The sequence below is a fragment of the Sphingobacterium sp. UT-1RO-CII-1 genome, from assembly GCF_026711005.1.
Lineage (GTDB): Bacteria > Bacteroidota > Bacteroidia > Sphingobacteriales > Sphingobacteriaceae > Sphingobacterium.
Map to the genome: position 1 here is coordinate 14,125 of NZ_JAPPVJ010000012.1, position 15,866 is coordinate 29,990.

Genomic DNA, 15,866 nt, shown 5'->3' on the forward strand with positions numbered 1-15,866 from the left:
ACTTTTATCAATATGACACTTCTGTTTTCTAATCTAAGCGTAGTATTCTATACGCTCCCCTAGCAACTATCACAAATACTATTGCTCCAATTATTAAATCAGGATAGCCTGAATTTGTAAGTTTTACCAAGACTCCCGCAGCTATTACTCCAGAATTTATGATTACATCATTGGATGTAAAGATCATCGATGCTTGCATATGGGCTTCTTTGCTTTTGTTTTTCTGTAATAGATATAGGCATAGAACGTTTGCCAAAAGAGCTAGAAGAGACACTGAAATCATCGTTTGAAATTCAGGCATTTCCTCTACTCCAATGAATCTCCGGACTACTTCTGCAAAACCGATTATGGCAAGAACTATCTGAAAATACCCTGCAAATCTCGCAATGGTTATTTTTCTTGAGGCAGCTGCTCCAACAGCAAAGAGTGCCAAAGCGTATACGATGCTATCGGCTAGCATATCTAAGCTGTCTGCAATTAAGCCCATCGAATTGGAAAAAACACCAAACAACATTTCTAAACCAAAGAAAAGGAAGTTGATAATCAAGACTGTCCACAATAATTTACGTTGTTTATTGTCTTTTTCATCGGTACTGATCTCTTTGTCGCTTGTCTCAGTGGATATAAGTGTGGTGTCCAAGTTGAGCCCCTCTAATGCTGACAAAATGGGTGAAGGGTCATCTAAATGATAAACATCGAGTTTTCTTTGAGGGATATCAAAATCTAGATTTTTTATTGTATCTATTTTTTCAAGTTTCATTCTAATCAGCTGCTCTTCACTAGGGCAATCCATTTTTGTTATTTGGAACTTAGTTTTATTCATAGCTATAATTTAAATTTTATTCCTCCATTTATCAAAAATCCATCTAATGGAGCATAAATATCGTTGAATACTGGATTCGAAATGGAACCTGTATATATGGTATCGAACTTTGACTGACGTGTGTCTAGAAAGTTTTCAAAATTAATATAAAGCGAGAATTTTTCCCATATCTTCTCTGCCATAAATCCGCAGATCAGATAGTCCTTTCCAGTTGTGCCATTATTTAACTTTTGCTTGCCAAAGTAATAAGCTTCTAGCCCGATTTTCCAGTTGTCTTCCTCTTCGTACATTAGTACGGAATTTATTCTATGTTTGGGTGTCAGCGGGTTTTCTTCACTAATCCCGTTCTGGTTTAGTTTTGCGTCGGTATAGGTATATCCTAAGAATAATTTGAAGTCTTCATACCCTAGTTTTACATTGGTCTCTGTTCCTTTGGTATTCATATTCCCTGAAGAGTTTATGAATTTGTAAGCATTTGAGGAGATGTTGTGTAATAATAGCGGGTTCTCTAATAGTGTGTAAAAAAACAGGTGATTAACTGATAAGGATAATTTCTCGCTTAAATTTGTTCTATAATTTAAGTCCGCATTGGCTCCATAGCTGCGCTCTAATTTGTTATCATCTTTGTCTATGGCTAAGACATTTTTGAACTGGAGCCTTTCACTGTCCTCGGTGAATATGGTTGGCGTCTTATATCCCAAACCTCCACCTATGCGGGACGTAAGTCCATCTGTAATCTTGAAGAGTGAAGAAATCCGTGGCAAAAAGACAAAACCGTAGTCTATCACATAATCTGTTCTGAAGCCTGTCTCGAGTTGGAGCCAATCTGTAGTGGTCCATGTGTTTTGTACAAATGCGCCAAAGGTTGTCTGATTATAATCTCTTAACGGTAGATTGGATAGATTACGTTCATCGAAATTATCTGTAGTAATATTCAATCCTGTAACCCATTCAAATTTTTCTGTGCTGTGTGCAAAGTTTGCTTCTGTGAAAGTGGATTTTTGAGTGCCTTCAAATACATAATCTGGAACGGATATCTCTCTATTAAAATAGCTTAGGCTGTTTTTAATTTGAAAGGTGCTGTTATCATCAATTGTGTGGTCTAGGGTAAACTGGGTATTATATCTTTGGGTTTTGTTCTTTTCGAAGTATTTGTTGGTGGCATCACCGTTTCCTTTTATGTAATTAATGTCACCTCCGATCCGATCTTCAAAGGTGGTATTGAGACCAATATTAAATTTGGTCTTATCATTGAGGTATACAAATAGCTTTGGATTAATTGTCATCCTTTCAAATTTCGGTATTGCTGTCAATCCATTTTTTGCCGGATCGTATGGTCTGTTTCTATTATGGGAGATAAACACGGTTGTACCGACTTTGTCAAACTTCTGGCCGAAGTAACCATTGATGTCTAATCCTCCTCCTGATGTTCCGTTGAGGTGAAATTTCAAATCCCTTTCTTCAGTTGGGGTTTTGGAGATTAAATTTACTAAACCTGCTATAGCACCACCACCGTACAACGTTGATGAAGAACCCTTAATAACCTCGACTTGTTTTAAATCTAAAGGTGGTATTTGTAAAAGGCCTAAGCCACTTGCAGCGCCAGAGTATATGGGGAATCCATCTCTTAAAATCTGAGTGTAGCGACCATCTAAGCCTTGAATCCTGATACTTGCATTGGCACTTGTTGGCGAAGTCGTTTGAACATGGATACCCGTGCTCTCACTGAGCAGCATTCTGATATCTCCTGGTTTCATGTTGGATTTTTCTTCTAATTCTTCTGAACCGATAAACTCAACCCGTGTCGGGATATTTTGGATTGTTCTGGTACTTCTTGTAGATGTGACTACTGCTTCTTCGAGCTCTTCTGCTTTTTCTTCCAGGAGGATTTCTAGTTGGGGAGCAGTAAGGGGGATGGTGACAGTTCCTTCCCAATCCGTAAAACTGATGTGTGAAACGGTTATGGTATAAGTTCCTGATGGTATCTTATCGAATGTCGCGTAGCCAGATTGATCTGAAGAGGCTTTTATATTGTTAATCGTTACGGACGCTCCGGATACCGGTTTTAGATTTTCTTTATCCTTTATAATTACCTTGAATGGGCTTTGAGAGAAAGCCACAATACTATATGCCATTAGCAATGACATTATGATTATTTGTTTCATTTATATCTTAGTTATGTTAATAAATACGTGTTCGCGTTCTTCGGTTTGAAAAACGAGTATATTATTTTACACAACTTTTGGGGGATTCCAAATGGATAAAGGGTTGCTTTGAGTCAGAAATTTCTTTTTCAGTATTAATACTTCCTTTGGTATTTTTAGAGCTACATCAAAGGAAAATACAAAGTTAGATATGACAGGACCTGAACAAGTTTTACATTTTATAAATGGCGAACAACAGTCTCCTTGTTTTTCGTCGGCTGAAGAGGTTTCTGTTGTTACTGTTTTTTCACAACAGTTATCATCCATACATAACGGTTCTATTGATAAGAATAGAACTATTATTGCTAGTATGTACGATAGTATTTTCAACATTTGAATAACTACTATTTATTTAAGAGTTTTTCTAGTAATTCTACTTTGGATTTCTCAGCTTCAAGAAGGCGTTCATAGAGCTTTTTGTTTTCTTCGTAAACCTCAACGAGTTTATCAAGAGGATTAAAAGTTGGGGCTGTATGGATTGCTATCGATGTTGATGTATCATTACTTGTGAAAGTGTTGTTTATAATACTTAACACAGCTTCTTCGTCAAAATTACGTATTGCATCCGGAGTAACACCAAGTATCTGTGATACCTGGGCTAACAAGTCTTCTTCTATTTCCACACTTCGCTCTATATTTGATACCGTTTGCTGACTTACGCCTAACGCAGTAGCTAATGCTTCTTGCTTCATGCCGCGCAATTCACGTAAGCGGCTAATTTTTGGTCCGATCTTGTTTTCCTTACTCATATTCCAAAGTTAATAATATTCTATCATTTGTTTATCGAGAATATTTAGCCTTAGTAATTTACAAAATAGCTCTTGTTTTTTACTAATCAGATTGGTGCGTTACAATCTATTTTAGTTCGATACATGATTGATTATTAGGTTATTTGAAGAAACTAATATAAACAGTTATGGAAACAAAATATCACGTAAAGGAATACGAAGATAAGCCTCACATCCTAGAGATGCATCAACGGGACATGGAATCTTTTTTCAGAGAGAACAAAATTTGGGTTCTTAAAAACAAGCTTAGCCAGATGACGACCGAAATTCTCAGCAGCAGACAATCTACTAAAGATTATACGGACTTTATAGAAAAGATAAAATATCTCGTCAGCTTTGGTTGGGAATTAGTTTTTCAAGAGCACAGGTTCGGAATAGGATTGGTAATTGAAAACCACTATTACGTTAAAAATCCGTTCTTTTTAAAAGAAGCGTTTCAATCTGCTGAGTTTCGGCAACGAAATTCTGGATTGAGTGGGTTTCATGGAGAAATCAGTAGTTTATCGCTTAGAGAAGCCTCTGATATTTATGGTACTTTGAAAAGCTTTTATAATGTGATTTCGGTGGTTAGTTGGCTAAACCTGTTAGACGATTGGCTGTATGTTATGGAAGAAGAAAGTAGCTTATATGCCATCACGGAAATTGATCAGAACCCAATAAAAACGCAGGTATATATTTCTAAGCTAATAGAAGTTCTATATTTATTTAGCCGCCCTGATTATCTTGTTGAAGCATTTAAGTACCCCACTATGCATCTATTTGCAGGACCAACATCATTGATGCACATGGACTATGATAGTATGGAAAAATACAATCCATATTCTTGGTTAGCGGATATGTTCAGAGAGAAAACTGTGGACGATTACATTAGGAACCTACGCCTTCTTTATGAACCAGTAGAAGAAATTCAATCTATAGAATTATCTAACAGTGAGTTATTCGACCTTGGAGTTGAGTTGAAGATACTTATTCAGGTCACATAGATGAATATTCAATGTCAGTTTTTGCCTGAAGAGTGGGCTAATTCTATCGACAAAGATGAAAGCGCTGAAGAGCTAAATAATTATATCAAAGATCAATTGCTCTTATTATCCCCAAATAAAGATAAGCCGATTAAATTTCAAGATCTTTTTGTGGACTTGTTCGGAAGAGAGTGGAAATTCTTGGCCTACAAATGTGCAATTGATGAAATGGTGAGAGGAAAAATATGTAATAGTAGTCAACAAGTCAATCTTGTATTGTGCAAAATGAATGAATTAGAGTTGATAGTAAAAGTTTGTTATTTAATGTACCTCAAACTGAAAGTGAAAAAGACCTGGGGACAGCTTCATATAAATTACTCTCATGTATAGCCTAGAACAAAAAAATGTTTGGATTTATGAAGAGGACTATCCAAGCACGCTCAGTGGAATAGAGATGAGTAACCCGTTAGATATTATATATAAGTTTTATAGGACCTGGTCGCTACCTCAAGCTAAACTCTACTTGTGGCAGGCTGTCAAGTACAATTTAACGGATATATCTACTCCTAGCAAGGAGTTGCGACCGAAATATCATAGATTTTTAATCGAGATAGAGCGATTGGTGGACGCAGCGTGGATTGTATACATGACACATTCTAAGAAAGCTATTGGAACAAATCGGTTTTCAAAGGACTATTTAAAATCTATACAGAATGATGACTTCATCTCTTTTTTAAGTACAACCGAATTATCTAACCCAAACGCTGCAATTCGGGATTTTTTTGAATTTGATTCACTATGTGACTGGAAAAAATGTTTTCTAGAAAAAATTAGAAAAGCAATCGTGAATCCTTCGTACGATTTGTTTTTCTCCTGTAACACGCTAACTGAATTTGTTCGCTTTTCAAAGCTATCCAAATTGTTAGAGGGACTCTTTTTACTACTGGATCAATATGGTTACCATTTAGATCATAGTGAACACAATGTCGGTAAAAATTGGTTTACTGGAGTTCTGCCGGAGGTCATTATTGAAAAAATTGAACACTTCAAAAGTGACGATTTACATGTCAATCTACAACACTTTGCTAATATTTGTTATGTTCATCGATTTCACCACGAATGGAATGGATATAATACCTATAGGGTTTTTGAAAGTTATGAGAATGTACTAGAAGTGACACACACGGTGATTCATCTATTGAACAAACCCTCGAGTAAAAATAAGCGCGAAAACATACAAAAAATAAGGAGACTATTTAACAACTGGTCACCCGGGCGAATCACGAGGTTTGTTAGCAAATTGCTATTGACTTCTAGAACCTTTGAGTGGGGCTACAAAGAATATATCTCACCACAAAAGGAGATTGATGAACTAACACGGTTGATTTATTTAGCGCATGAAATTTATTAAGAATGGAACAAGAAAATACTTTTCAGCAAGCAAATGTTATCCATAAGATGGATAAGAAAGCTTTCAGAGTGAAATTTAATGTCAGTTTTCTAGAGCGCACCGATAAGCATAGAGAGTTCTTGCGATTGCTTTATGCATCTGTTATAGGTAATGATGCTTTATCTCAACCAATGATTAACGTGTTGAATGAGATGATTGAAGATGTTTATACATTGCTTGATTGGGCATGGTTAGAGTATTTCGAGCGACTTGAAAGAATAAAAAAGCATGGACTATCTCCTGGTGTTGCGATAGATAAACCTATGTTTATAGATTATACAATAGACAGCTACTACCCTAATTTACAATATTCCGAATGGATTAAAAATCGACGGGAACGTTATATTGGGAATATAAACCATCTAAGGCAGGCGGAGATTTATGATGAATCAATTGTGTTTACTGATTTATTTAATCAGCGGTCTATCACTGATTGGAAATGTACGATAGAAAGATGGATTTCATATGCTATTGATGATCAAAATAATATAGTAGATGATCAGATATCATCAGCTTATGAGGTTTATGAAGATTATGTGCGTCTGCAGAAGCTAGTCGAATGTTGCTGGATAAGCATTAAACAGGATGCTAATCTGAATTTTCAAGATCTTTGTCCATGGTTCAATAAGGATAACTATCCTGTATTCTCAACACTAGAATATGCATACAATCCATACAACGAAATATATGGTCTATTTCATTATGATTCGTTGATAATACAGAAGAAAAAAATAAACAATTGGATCGAAGCAACACTAAACATAGATAAGATATGGGAAGGAGTGCCAGCGGATCTTATCGATTTCTATAGAAGTATGGGACTTATGATTGAATGTTGTTGGGTGATCAAAGAATTGGGACCAAACTATCCTAAACAATGGAACAATTACAATAATTATTTCTCAACTAAAAGGGCTTCAGATGTCGGAGAGAAACATCCATTTAAGCTCAAAGAACTGAAGGACAAACCGGAGGTTTATCTTCAGCAATTTTTTAAAAATCGAAATCTAAATGATTGTCGGCACATTTTATATGAGTGTCTTTACACCGCTTTGGGGCATCTTGAAAATCACCCGTTTTCTGAGGATGACATCAAAACGTTTAAAAAAGATTTGATCATGCTAGTTGAGGCAGGATACCTTATCCAGAAAGCTAAATATCCAAACAGAGTTTACTTATTTAATCGATAATGATGCATTTTGAAAGCAAAGAATTTGATTCCCTGAATCTAATTACAAATCGCCTTGTATCGTTGGTAGAAATAGATCAAGTGTACTTTTCTAGCTATTGTTTCCAAGGTAAGTCGTTTAAGGAGGTCCTGGTGCTAATCCCCAAAATTAACCGGCAGCATATTACAGAAGCACGTCCAATGGTTGGTATGGTGATGTGTCAGTATAGCCATTTACGTTATCAAATATACTACGTTGATGAGGTGCGTAGTAGTATATTTCGCGGAGGTGGCGCTTTCATAGAGAGATGTCATTTTGATAACCTGATTTATATTAATCCTAAATCGGCTCCTGTTATGAGTAAGATTCCGGATATACAAGGGTACCTGAGAAAGGCTCATGAAAGCTTTGAAATGGAATGCACTAAAATCAAATCTTTTAAGGATGGGGCTGAATACTTCTTTAAAAAGAGACACATTCCACTGTGTGCCTTTATGCTTCACCAGACGTTTGAACTGTTATATAGGATGACCGAAATTGTGTTCTTGGGTAGAGAAAAGATTTCCCATCAACTGCGTAATCATCATCAACTGTTGTTGCCCTATTTACCTTCATTGAAAACAGTTTTTGATACCGATCATGAATATGACATGTTCTTACTGGAGATTTTGAATGAAGCTTATCTTTCTGTTAGGTATGAAAACAACTTTAGTGTAGATATGGACGATCTAGAATGTCTATTTGCTAAAAGTTCAGCAATAGAGAGACTCCTCACGGAAAGCTGCTCACAGATGATTACTTATTACAAAAGAGTAAACCTTGATGTTCAAAATATCAGTTCGGCAGATGTATTGCCGAACTGATTTCTATTTCCTCTTGTCCTGTACACTCATATCAAAACCAATTAGATTGACCATTTCTCGGAGTCGTGAGCGGAGTCTATTCCCGTAGGCCTCTTCAAGCTCGGTAGCGGACAGATTGGTGGTAATATGTGTCTTCAACTTTCCGGCAACAAACAGATCATACCTGGAGAGCAGGATCTCGGCCAGTACATTGCACTCGTTGCCAAAATGCTTCATATTTTTCTCGGTGCCGAGATCGTCAAAACAATAGTTCCTAAACTCGCTGGCGTAAATCTTCCCACGACTGTAACGGTGTATGGTTTCGTAGCCATCTTGTATGAATTCGAATGTGATATCCCTCGCACTCTTCACGACAAATCTGTCTTCCTGGCTACAAATCAATCGGAATAGGTTCATGAGCGTGGTCTTGCCACAACCGATCGGACCGGTGAGCATGATTCCTTTTCGAAGGTCGATGCCGTGATCTTCGCAAAGTGCTGTGTCCTGAAGAAAGTAACCGGCCAACTTCAAGATGGTCGGAATGTCTTCGTGCTGCAGCTGAAACTTGGGGCCGTAGAACTCTTTACCTTTCTGATCAAGAAAGCGGAGGACACGGTTGTAGTCATAGCGGTTCGAAATAGTTTTTGCTTCCGACGGTATGAAGCTGCTGTGCTCGAGTTGTGTTATTGTGTTTTGCATGATTGTTAAATTTCGTTGAGTTTGCGATCCAATTTTTTGCTGATGCTTCCCAGTCTATCATGGGGCTCTTCCCTCCTACCAACCATCCATTGGCGGTGTAGTGATTGATGAAGCGACGGGCCTCCTGGATGGTGGAGCTCTGACCTAGGAAGAACTCTTCGACCTGGTGCGCAGCAGGTGGAATTTTCTTTTCTTTTTTAGCGGAACTTTTTTCTTTTTTTTCTGCGGTACCTACAAATCCTGAGCTGACTAAATTTTGATTTCTATTTTCCTTTTTCTCTCGCGCGGTTGTACTGATATTATCTGTGATAATATTAGTACTAGATAGTTTACTATATGGCTCGTTTAATGATCTTGTGGTTAAATTTTGAACGGGTTCGTCTGCTGTACTGCTTTGGGACTCTTCTTTCGGAAAAAAGGAAATCTGACTTCCCTTTAGGGGATTGTAAGATGGTTTGTAGTTGATGTAGCGCTGGGCATGGAGATAGGCCATGGCTTTGTGGTAAGTAGCCTTGGAATTTATCTTACTGAGGCGCATCATGTCGTCGCGGATGATCTGTATCTGCTGTGGAAAGCGTGACTGGTTCCATGTCTGGAACAGGGTCATAAAAAGGCTTAGGTGTGTCGGAGTCAGATTTGGATCTGAAGTGGACTTGTTGAAAAATAATGTTAACTGCTTTATGTAGTTCATGTTGGATTGTTTATGATACGGGGCTAAATGAGTTGTCGTCGAATGAGTCGTTTAGGGCATCTAAACAGTAGAAATAGGTGCTGCCGATTTTTCGCCATTTGATGGTGCCATTGATCCGGTAGTTCTGCAATGTTCCTGATGATATCTTTAACAATTGCTCTACTTCTTTGGAGCGAAGCCATTTCTTTTTGTTTGACTCGTTGCCTTTCATTAATGTTCTGAGTTCTGCGAGTAGCTCGATTTTGAAATTGAGAAGGTCTTCTTTGGTTAGAATCTGTAGTGACATGTTTTTATGATTTTAATGAATGATAAAGTTGGCTATTATATAAATTCTTTTTTCCCAACTTGTTACCAACTTGGGAAAGATATTTATAGAAACAACTCGCTGTCAGTATCTTTCATTCTTTTGGTCAGCGCATCCCGAAGCGAGTCTAAGAACTTGGTCTTGTTATTTTTGCGTGCCCGTATGTCGTAGAATACGCGATTGTACTGTCCTAGATCGAGATCAAAGATCTCTTCGAAGTATTCGGCTATTTCTTTGAGGTCTGCTTTGCCATTATTGAATACACCTGCGGAATGGAGTGCATAAATGGATTCGATAAGATCGGATTTGGAGGAGGTCCATTTTAGCCTGGATTGTTTGGGCTGAATTGTAATCTGGGGTGAGGTCAGAGATTTTATTTTCTTTTTGAGGTAATGCCTGGTCATCTCTAGGGCTTCGACATTCGCAAACATGTACACGGATGGTGTGGTGTATCTTTTGTCTATATCCATGATAATGCCGTCATTGGGCAGAAAGAAATCGTGCTCTAATCGGGTGAAGAACTGTCTATCTAATTTGTTGGAGTTGGTCTTGTAGTAATTGTAAAAGAAATGATTGGTGCCAATCTGTTTCTTTATCTTGTAGAGTGCCTTGAGATAGTATTTTTTAATCTTTCGGAGGGGAATAGCGGGCTTTTTGATTTCTAGCTTTTGGACCATATGGTAATATTGTATCAAAGCCAGGAGATGGCATTTGATATTTTTGAAGTAGAAAATCTCGTCTTCAGGGCTTAGGCTGTTTAGGTTCTCAAATTTGTCTTTTACAAATTCAAGTCTTCCGGAGATGAAGTGTATGGCCATCTCGGTGATCTGGGAGCTGTCGTGTCTATACTGTTCTTCTAGTTTTTTGACATAGGTGGTGATGTCTTCATTGATTTTTTGAAAAATTTGATTCATTGTTGTTTATGTTGGCTCGTGAACCTCAATTTTAAAGATTATATCGCTAGGTCGCTTTTGAATCGTGTAACATATATATGGTTAACTTATTCTTTTTATGTGATTTATCTGCTGTGCTTCCATAATTGCTTTAAGATTGTCCATGTCATTTGCGACCTTGCTATCAGTAATCTTGGCATAATGCTGTGTTGTTCGGATGTTTTTATGCCCTAGCATCTTTGATACGGATTCAATAGGTACGCCATTGGATAGCGTGACTGTAGTGGCAAAGGTGTGCCGTGCGCAGTGAAAAGTTAGTTCTTTCCTAATTCCGCAGATGGCTGCTATCTCTTTTAGGTATGCATTCATCTTTTGATTACTGGATACAGGCAGTAGTGTATTTTCATTGTTGCATTTTGGGTGATCTTGATACTTTTGGATGATGTCTAAGGCGGTTCTCAGTAAAGGGATACGTGATGGCGTACTGGTTTTTTGCCTCTTAGTGTCTATCCATAGTTGACCGTCTATGCCTTTGACGATGTTGTCGGAAGTGAGTTGCTTGACATCAATATAGGCTAAGCCAGTGAAACAGGAAAATAAGAATATGTCGCGAACTACAGCTAGACGCTCCATGTTGATTTGCTTCTCGACAAGGGCTTCTAGTTCTTCTTCTGTAAGGAAATTTCTTTCTATTTCCTGAAGCTTGACTTTATAGTTGATACATGGGTCTGAAGTCATCCATCCATTTGCTAGGCATATCTTTATGATCTTTTGGAAGTTCTTGATGTATTTGACTGTTGTATTGTTGCCACATAGTCTCTCTGTTCGTAGATAAAAATCGTAGCCGGTTACGAATGCGTGATCTATCTGACTTATGGCAATATCGTCAGTACCGTATTGAAATCGGATGTAATCTTGGGTATGCTTGAGCGATATCTCGTAACGGCCATGGGTTCCCTTAGCATAGTCTATTCCAATGAGAGCTTTTAGTTTTTTGTTGTGGTCTTTGAAGATCGGAATGAGCATGCGTTCTCTCTGGGTACTCTTTCCTTGGTAGGCGTTCATAAAGGTATCGAGCGTCATATTGGCTGCTTGGTACTCGAGTACAACTTGGGTTTGGGTGAGCTTGTTTCTTACGCTGTCTAGATAGCTGTTTATTGAACGGGCTTCTTCGGTGTTGCCCTTCATTTTCATCTTTTTCTGATCCCATTTGCTTGGGCTGATAAATTTCTTGGTGGAAAATTCGGTGCGCTTGCCTTGGATGGTAATCCGTACATAGATGGGATGCTGACCTGCTGCGTTAGCTTTGGACGCACGGGCGTACACGTAAATGGTGACTTGATGACTCATGGCTGTGGTGTTTTATTTCAATACTTAATTTATTCCTTATGTACGGAACTGTCAAGATGTTCAGGCTTTGGTCTTGTGCAGACCAATTTATACTGATTCTTGGAGTTCATTTTAGCGAGACCCTAGATGACCAGATATTAGGGTCTCGCTAGGGTCTCGCTGAAAACGAGAAGTATTGAAGAAAACGGGATTGGCCTATAAACAGAAAACCCTACAAATCTTTGAATTTGTAGGGTTTTGATACATTTTCCTTGTTAGGATGCGGAGAGCGAGGGATTCGAACCCCCGAACCTGTTACAGTTAACGGTTTTCAAGACCGCCGCATTCGACCACTCTGCCAGCTCTCCGCCACAAAAGTACAAATTTTATCTATCTATCAAAATTATTTTCTCCTTTTATTCAATAAAAAAATACCTATTGAAGTTAACCTAACTGATACCTAACAAAATAGGCGCATAAAAAAAATAAATAATCTAAAGCTGTTATTTTAAAGGCTATTTTCATGTTTTATTAAGCATAAGAAAAAGACAATATGGCCCAGTCATATGGTCTATGAGCAGTATAATTTACAAAAAATAAAATATCATGCTGTTTTGCAACAGGTTACTAAATATCTTTCCAAAATTGCAGTTTTTATTTGGGAACAATCTAATAAATACCTACTTTTGTAGCACTGCAACGCAGAGGAGCGCCAATAGCTCAGCTGGATAGAGCAACGGTTTTCTAAACCGTCGGTCTCAGGTTCGAATCCTGATTGGCGTACAAATAAAAAGCCCTTAGATACTCTCTAAGGGCTTTTTTTATTTTTAAGCCTCAATAAGATTGTGCCTGTAAACTACTTTTTATACGTTTGTGTATTACAAAGGTATTACGAAAATGGCTACAGTAGATTATGTTGTATTTAAACATCACAGAAAAAGTAACGGCACGTATAATATTAAATATAGGCTTACACATAGGCGAAAGCAGGTTTACAAAGCATCATCACATTATGTTGTCGATGCACAACTTAAGCCAAACATGACAATTAAGGACTATGTCGTTCTGAAAAAAATAAATAGAGATCTGGAAGTTATGCGTGATAATATTGGCGCTATCGGATTCGATTTAGATCATATGACTGCCGATGATGTATTACAGCGTATTACAGAATCTAAAGAACCAGTCGACATAGACTTTATAAAGTATTGTAAAAAACACCTGGATAAACTACAATCGGATGGAAAGCAAGGAACACATCGGGCACGCAGATCAGCAGTGAATCATCTGATTGATTATACTAAAGGTTCTTTAGATGTGAACAAGGTTACCACTATGTTTTTAAGGGGATTCGAGAACTTCCTTAAAAAACCACGGATAATAGCAAGGGAAAATCAGTTTGGTGGTATTACTAAACTTAATTCTAAAGGTCTTGAAAGGTCAGGGATATTTAAAGTTATGACTAACATAAGGACCATGCATAATATGTGTCGTAAAGAATATAACAGTACTGGCAATATTCTAGTAACTGCCAATCCTTTTGAATACTATGATATGCCTGTGCCTATTAAGTCTCGTAAGAAGGGTAGTGATTTATCTATACAAGATATTATAAATATGCGTGACGCTGACTTAACAGGGCGTGCAAAATTGGGTAGGGACATATTTATGTTATCTTTCTATATGTGTGGCCTAAATATGGTAGATATGTACGAATCTGAACGCTCGATCGTTGATGGACGCTTAGAGTATTCTAGGTCTAAAGTAAAAGACAGACGAAGCGATGAAGGCTTTATAAGTATTAAAATACCAGCCCCTGCCCTACCCCTACTCGAGCAATATACCTCCGAATATTTACAACGCAGGTATTCTAATTATACAAATTTTAATGCGGCTGTAAATAAAGGTTTAGGCGAAATAACATTCTATCATGCCCGACATACGTTTGCAACACTTGCCAGCAAAGAATTTGGACACTCAGATCGCGATATTGGTATTGCTTTAAACCATAGTTCCGAACAATCTGTAACCAGCCGATACATAGACACCGACTGGTCGATCATCGATAAGATACAGGCTGACGTATTATCCCTGATCTCCGCAAATGATAAAATTGAGGTCTAAACCTTGCTCCTTATATAAGTATCTTAATAGCTCTACAGTTGGTGCGCGTCTACCCGATTCAACCATCTGTAGAGCTGAATAACTTACGTGTTCGCCTGTAATATCTGTTTGTTTAAGGCCTTTAGACATTCTCCACTCCTTTATACGCATACCTATATCATCGTATGGCCTTGCAATATCCTCTTTTGTCCGTATGTTTTTGTCTGGTCTCATTTTAGTTTTGAAAATCTTTGTCTGTTACAGTGTAATGTAGCTGTATATTTCTTTCCCCGTCTTTTCCACTTACTTCACTAACCAGCTTGCCGTTAATTGTAAGCCTTATGTCAAAGTTTCCTTTAGGTTCTTTTGTAGTGTTCATCCAAAGTTTGATATTGTCACCTTTTTTGACCACGTCTGTAAAGTTTTTTAGTGTTGTTATGTCGGATTGACCTCTATTTGCTTTATCAACTTGACTATAATAACCAACGTCTGACGTTACAAGCCCCGGATGAAACGTATAGGTAGCCTGTAACGTCTTTCCTGTATTATCAATATTGTTGTCTTTGTCTTTTGAACAAGCCATCACTAATGGCAATGCTAATAGTAGTAATAGTTTTTTCATTTTGGTAATAGTTTTAATTATTCGTCTTTCTTTTCTATTGTGTTTATAACTCTAATATATAATTCAGCCATAAGGCTTTCGTATTCCGATATTATATCATTTGCATCATCATCTTTTGTGAGCTTCACTAATATCATCTTTAGTAAAGTGTTATTTTCCATGCAAAGTCTTAAAATCTCATGATTTACTTGGTCTTGATCTGTTTCTTCCGTGAATAGATTATTTAGGTCTGGTAGCATATTTTTTATTTATCCGTGATCAATTCTTGTTTTTCCTTTTACAATAAACATTCCTATAATATTTCGTTTTTTAATTTTTGTGTCTCCTTTAAAATTTGGGTTTGAAGCCCTTAATACGATATACTCCTCATCTTTATCATAAGGGTGTACTGTTTTTATAGTTCGTAGGTTGTCGTATTCTGAATCTGTAACAACCATATAGGCCTCACCCCACAATATGGCTTCAAGGTTATAAATTCGTTTAATAGCTATTATCTCACCATTGCCATACTTAGGGTACATACTATCTCCGTACACACGCGCGTAAGCATCGCAGTCGTTGAAAGGCTTAAAGTCTATATAGTAGTCGGGGGTCTGTCCACTATCCATGTACGACCCCGTTATTGTCGCTGTTACATCTAAATCGAAAAAAGGCACTCCGTTAGTTTTTGTAGGTGGGTTGTTAGTTTTTTTTGCCGAATTATCATTTGACACAATCATTTCACCTGTCCCAGTCTCCCACCACTCAGGATTAAGGTTAAATTTATCACTTAAAACATAAAAAGTGTCCTTTGGAACATTTCGTCCATCCTCATTATTCTCAATTTTAGATAAATTAGACCTGTTCAATCCTAATACACTAGCCATTTGCTGCTGGCTTAGGCCTAATTCCTTTCTAAAAAGTTTAAGTCTAGTATTTTTTTCTTTATGATTATCAGTCATTTACAATATTATTAGTGTCAATTGATACATTATACTTGCAATTGTG

18 protein-coding genes, 2 tRNA genes and 1 pseudogene are annotated in these 15,866 nt (G+C 37.4%); 8 read left to right on the plus strand and 13 right to left on the minus strand.

Translation table 11 applies throughout. The features are described 5' to 3' along the window. Window positions 1-28 precede the first annotated feature (28 nt). Together ORI89_RS18560 and ORI89_RS18565 are read right to left on the minus strand one after the other, a co-directional pair. The gene (locus ORI89_RS18560; RefSeq protein ID WP_268232019.1) at window positions 29-823 is read right to left on the minus strand and encodes a cation transporter; all 795 of its coding nucleotides are present in this window, start codon (window positions 821-823) and stop codon (window positions 29-31) included. 2 nt (window positions 824-825) lie between these two features. Further along, window positions 826-2,988, minus strand: coding sequence for a TonB-dependent receptor (locus ORI89_RS18565; protein ID WP_268232020.1), 2,163 nt, complete (start codon window positions 2,986-2,988; stop codon window positions 826-828). A gap of 190 nt (window positions 2,989-3,178) precedes the next feature. Between ORI89_RS18565 and ORI89_RS18570 the strand changes: the two genes are divergently transcribed. Further along, on the plus strand, window positions 3,179-3,364 hold the full coding sequence (locus ORI89_RS18570; protein ID WP_268232021.1) for a hypothetical protein: 186 nt from the start codon (window positions 3,179-3,181) through the stop codon (window positions 3,362-3,364). 7 nt (window positions 3,365-3,371) lie between these two features. On the opposite strand, the gene ORI89_RS18575 is transcribed toward ORI89_RS18570, so the two are convergent. Next, window positions 3,372-3,776 (minus strand): helix-turn-helix domain-containing protein, encoded by a 405-nt coding sequence (locus ORI89_RS18575; protein WP_268232022.1) that lies wholly within the window; start codon window positions 3,774-3,776, stop codon window positions 3,372-3,374. 167 nt (window positions 3,777-3,943) lie between these two features. On the opposite strand from ORI89_RS18575, the gene ORI89_RS18580 reads away from it, so the two are divergent. Genes ORI89_RS18580 through ORI89_RS18600 form a run of 5 tightly spaced genes read left to right on the plus strand, consistent with a single transcriptional unit; the run spans window position 3,944 to window position 8,259 of the window. Beyond that, window positions 3,944-4,798 carry a hypothetical protein gene (locus ORI89_RS18580; RefSeq protein ID WP_268232023.1) on the plus strand — a complete coding sequence of 285 codons (855 nt, stop codon included), beginning with the start codon at window positions 3,944-3,946 and terminating at the stop codon, window positions 4,796-4,798. Beyond that, window positions 4,799-5,167, plus strand: coding sequence for a hypothetical protein (locus ORI89_RS18585; protein ID WP_268232024.1), 369 nt, complete (start codon window positions 4,799-4,801; stop codon window positions 5,165-5,167). It abuts the gene before it with no gap. Further along, window positions 5,160-6,188 carry a hypothetical protein gene (locus tag ORI89_RS18590; RefSeq protein WP_268232025.1) on the plus strand — a complete coding sequence of 343 codons (1,029 nt, stop codon included), beginning with the start codon at window positions 5,160-5,162 and terminating at the stop codon, window positions 6,186-6,188. Before ORI89_RS18585 ends, ORI89_RS18590 begins: the two co-directional genes overlap by 8 nt. A 2-nt stretch (window positions 6,189-6,190) precedes the next feature. Continuing rightward, on the plus strand, window positions 6,191-7,417 hold the full coding sequence (locus tag ORI89_RS18595) for a hypothetical protein (protein WP_268232026.1): 1,227 nt from the start codon (window positions 6,191-6,193) through the stop codon (window positions 7,415-7,417). Continuing rightward, entirely contained in the window at window positions 7,417-8,259 is an 843-nt protein-coding gene (locus ORI89_RS18600) for a hypothetical protein (RefSeq protein ID WP_268232027.1), read from the plus strand. The genes ORI89_RS18595 and ORI89_RS18600 overlap by 1 nt, the downstream gene beginning before the upstream one ends. A gap of 3 nt (window positions 8,260-8,262) precedes the next feature. On the opposite strand, the gene ORI89_RS18605 is transcribed toward ORI89_RS18600, so the two are convergent. The 7 genes and pseudogenes from ORI89_RS18605 to ORI89_RS18635 all read right to left on the minus strand — a co-directional run bounded on the left by ORI89_RS18605 (window position 8,263) and on the right by ORI89_RS18635 (window position 12,522). Further along, window positions 8,263-8,610 carry a hypothetical protein gene (locus ORI89_RS18605; protein WP_268232028.1) on the minus strand — a complete coding sequence of 116 codons (348 nt, stop codon included), beginning with the start codon at window positions 8,608-8,610 and terminating at the stop codon, window positions 8,263-8,265. A gap of 250 nt (window positions 8,611-8,860) precedes the next feature. Next, window positions 8,861-9,478: a hypothetical protein gene (locus ORI89_RS18610; protein ID WP_268232029.1), complete on the minus strand. Its 618-nt coding sequence runs from the start codon at window positions 9,476-9,478 to the stop codon at window positions 8,861-8,863. Window positions 9,479-9,638: 160 nt separating this feature from the next. Next, complete coding sequence (locus ORI89_RS18615) at window positions 9,639-9,914, minus strand: helix-turn-helix domain-containing protein (RefSeq protein ID WP_268232030.1); 276 nt, start codon at window positions 9,912-9,914, stop codon at window positions 9,639-9,641. A gap of 83 nt (window positions 9,915-9,997) precedes the next feature. Next, complete coding sequence (locus ORI89_RS18620; RefSeq protein WP_268232031.1) at window positions 9,998-10,846, minus strand: RteC domain-containing protein; 849 nt, start codon at window positions 10,844-10,846, stop codon at window positions 9,998-10,000. Window positions 10,847-10,927: 81 nt separating this feature from the next. After that, window positions 10,928-11,851 (minus strand): site-specific integrase, encoded by a 924-nt coding sequence (locus ORI89_RS18625; RefSeq protein WP_268232072.1) that lies wholly within the window; start codon window positions 11,849-11,851, stop codon window positions 10,928-10,930. A gap of 78 nt (window positions 11,852-11,929) precedes the next feature. Continuing rightward, a pseudogene (locus ORI89_RS18630) lies at window positions 11,930-12,175 on the minus strand (Arm DNA-binding domain-containing protein); the annotation flags it as partial. Window positions 12,176-12,437: 262 nt separating this feature from the next. Beyond that, a tRNA-Ser gene (locus ORI89_RS18635) sits at window positions 12,438-12,522 on the minus strand. 341 nt (window positions 12,523-12,863) lie between these two features. Here ORI89_RS18635 and ORI89_RS18640 point away from each other — a divergent pair. Both ORI89_RS18640 and ORI89_RS18645 read left to right on the plus strand, forming a co-directional pair. Next, window positions 12,864-12,937: transfer RNA gene (locus ORI89_RS18640), tRNA-Arg, on the plus strand. 114 nt (window positions 12,938-13,051) lie between these two features. Next, on the plus strand, window positions 13,052-14,278 hold the full coding sequence (locus ORI89_RS18645) for a phage integrase SAM-like domain-containing protein (RefSeq protein ID WP_268232032.1): 1,227 nt from the start codon (window positions 13,052-13,054) through the stop codon (window positions 14,276-14,278). Here ORI89_RS18645 and ORI89_RS18650 read toward each other — a convergent pair. The 3 genes from ORI89_RS18650 to ORI89_RS18660 form a co-directional block, all read right to left on the minus strand. Beyond that, window positions 14,240-14,491, minus strand: a complete 252-nt coding sequence (locus ORI89_RS18650; RefSeq protein ID WP_268232033.1) for a helix-turn-helix domain-containing protein — start codon at window positions 14,489-14,491, stop codon at window positions 14,240-14,242. The two genes, ORI89_RS18645 and ORI89_RS18650, sit on opposite strands and share 39 nt — an antisense overlap. 1 nt (window position 14,492) lies before the next feature. Further along, complete coding sequence (locus ORI89_RS18655; protein ID WP_268232034.1) at window positions 14,493-14,879, minus strand: hypothetical protein; 387 nt, start codon at window positions 14,877-14,879, stop codon at window positions 14,493-14,495. A gap of 248 nt (window positions 14,880-15,127) precedes the next feature. After that, the gene (locus tag ORI89_RS18660; RefSeq protein ID WP_268232035.1) at window positions 15,128-15,820 is read right to left on the minus strand and encodes a helix-turn-helix domain-containing protein; all 693 of its coding nucleotides are present in this window, start codon (window positions 15,818-15,820) and stop codon (window positions 15,128-15,130) included. Window positions 15,821-15,866: the final 46 nt, after the last annotated feature.